The sequence below is a fragment of the Luteibacter sp. P4_D7_3 genome, from assembly GCF_056401735.1.
The window spans coordinates 1-2,786 of record NZ_JBFUIT010000419.1; the positions used below are offsets into that span (position 1 = coordinate 1).

Below are 2,786 nucleotides of genomic sequence, written 5' to 3' on the forward strand. Positions count from 1 at the left end.
GTTACCCGGGACTACTGGATCTCGTGCCCTTGCGGCATTTTCTGCGTCGTGCGTTCAATGACGGCGACAGGATCGCGCCTTGGACTTCGCCGGAAGAGGTGGCCGCAGTTCTTCAACAGAGCCAGACCATCGATTCTCTTACTGCGGGACTGATGGATAGCGTAGTGCCAAGGGTGTTCGCAGGAGTAGGAGGCGACATAAGTACGGGCCTGTCGCCCAACGATCCACTCTTCTGGCTGGTGGCTTGCTGCATCGACAAGCTCTTCGGTGACTGGTTGAAAATTCACCCGGAGGCGCCGCAACCCGATGTGGTTTGCTACCAATACGCCTGATTGTGAGCTCGACGAAGGTCGCTACGTATACGCTGATTCAGAGAAGTCGAGGGGCGACTACAGACAACCGTAAGTTGATTTGATACGGTCGCATCGTTGCCTGCGTTGTCGATTCGAAAACACGTCGCAGGCAACCATCGCGCAATGCGGTGAGAAGCGCGGCCCGAGAGTGCATCAACACTCCCGGGCCGCTGATCAAACCAACTGTTCTGGAGCTGATTTGACTACGTCACATCATACGGCAGTCGCTCGCCCGCCGAATCCCCTCGGCGACACACCCACCGGTTACCGGGACGTCCGCTTACATCGCAGACACGGTTGACGAACCGCAGCGGCAGTCGCTTTTCATGAGGTTTTTCTTGGCCGTCCTATCCGGCGCGTAGCCGCGTGGGTCAGCGACCAAGGCTGACGCTGCACTCCACTTCATCAATAACGCCACCCGGCGCCCGGTCACGGGCAGCCGATGAACCCGCGAGTCCGTATCCACCCGCGGCACGTTGCGCTGTGCGTGACGTGCCGCACCTCCGGGCGCGCGTGGCCCTTCAGAGGAAGAACACGATGAACGCATCACGCAAAAACTGCACGAATTGTCGGGCCGATGCCTACGCCAATCCTCACGATCTGCTGAACGAAGCGACCGAGTGGCTGCAATACGCTCGAGGTCTCACGCAGCTGCTTGCAGAACTCATCCACGAATCGGACGCCGTCGACTGCGGCCGCGTGGCCATCGGTCTTGAAAGCATCGCTGCGATGACACGCATGGGCCTGCAATGCACGGCGGACGCGCATGCGCGGATGTCGTGGGAGCGAGCGGCAGCGCGTGAGAACCGAGGGCGGGGCGAATAGAAGAAATCGGAAAAGTGCGCTCAATACGAGCTTGGCCCTCTCATTCGTTTGTCACTTGAATCATGCTTATAAATCAACGTTACGGTGGCGGACGGCAAGCGCATGAGCGGCAAGATCAAGGCAATCACCGTGCTAGTCCTCGGGCTGCTCGGTCTGGTGGGTGGCGAGTATCTGGCGGGGTTTCTGACGCTTTGGGTCCTTGGACTCAAGCAGGTACCGCTCGGGGCGACGACGTACTGGGAGTACTTCAGAGCGCTGGAGCTTCCTCAAGTCGCACCGTACGTCACGAAGATAAAACTATGCGGTGCCTTCGGCTTCGGTGCGCCTTTGCTGGCTTGGCTATGCCTGCTGATTCCGGTGTTACGCGCCAGGCCCGAGTCAATGCATGGCGAGGCGCGTTTCGCCAAGCTTTCCGACCTCAAGAAGGCGGGGCTGCTCAAGCAAACGTCGCAGAGCATCCTCATGGGCAAGTACAAGGGACGCTACCTGTGGCTGGGCGGCGCGCAGCACGTCATCACCATCAGCCCTACGCGGTCCGGTAAAACCACCAGCGTCGCGATCCCGGTGCTGCTGTCGTACGAAGAGTCGATGGTCGTGCTCGACCTCAAGGGCGAGCTCCACAAGGCGACGAGTGGCTGGCGTGAGGCGCTTGGCCACGACATTCGCGTGTGGGCACCGTACGAGGAGAACGGGAATACGCATCGGTTCAACCCGATGACGACGCTCGCCGGTATGAGACCCGAGAAGCGCATTGGCGAGATCCAGACCATCTCCGCCATTCTGTATCCCGACCAGCCGGGCGGCGATCCGTTCTGGACGTCGCAGAGTCGTGCGGCGTTTACTGCCTTTGCGTCCTTCCTCTTCGAACGATGGGACGACAAGGTGGCGCGCTGCATCGCGGGCGCACAGGACGCCCCGGATATCAACGCGTCTCCGGATTATCCGAGCTTCGAGCGCGTCCTTCGCCTCTCCAGCGGGGAAGACATGGACGGAACGAAGGAATTCCTCGATGCCGTCCTCAAAGACCCGACGTTCGTCTTTATTACACCGCAGACCCGAACGGTGTTCGGCAACCTGGCGGGCCTGGCCGAGCAGACGTTCTCGTCGGTCATCGCTTCCATGCAGGCGCCGCTGCAGCAATTCCTCAGTCCCATCCTTGCCGCAGCGACCAACGCCAGTGACATCGATGTCACCAGCCTGCGGAAGAAGCTGACCACGCTCTACGTCATCATCCCAACGAACAAGCTGGATGAAAGTGGCAAGCTGCTGAACATCTTCTTCAGTACGGTAATCGGCAATAACCTCGGCAAGCAGCTCGGCGAAGAGCCCGACCTCAAGTACCAGATGTTGATGCTCATGGACGAGTTCACGGCCATGGGTCGCGTGGACGTCTGGGCCAAGCGTATCTCCATCTCCGCCAGTTACGGCGTGCGCGACCTATGCATCGTACAGAGCCGTGCCCAGCTGCGTGCCGCCTACGGCGACCACGATGCCGAGAACTTCATCACCAACCACGGTGCGCAGATCGTCTTTGCGCCGCGTGAGCAGAGCGACGCCAACCAGTACAGCGAGATGCTCGGCTTCAAGACGGTGCGCAAGGAACATAGG

3 protein-coding genes are annotated in these 2,786 nt (G+C 60.1%); all 3 read left to right on the forward strand.

Annotated elements, in window-relative coordinates; genetic code table 11:
- Positions 1 to 332 (forward strand): tyrosinase family protein (locus AC1DSN_RS20900; protein WP_477332635.1); only part of this gene is annotated, 332 nt, incomplete at its 5' end.
- Between the two features lie 558 nt (positions 333 to 890).
- Entirely contained in the window at positions 891 to 1,178 is a 288-nt protein-coding gene (locus tag AC1DSN_RS20905; protein ID WP_477296923.1) for a hypothetical protein, read from the forward strand.
- A gap of 102 nt (positions 1,179 to 1,280) precedes the next feature.
- Positions 1,281 to 2,786 (forward strand): type IV secretory system conjugative DNA transfer family protein (locus AC1DSN_RS20910; protein WP_477332637.1); only part of this gene is annotated, 1,506 nt, incomplete at its 3' end.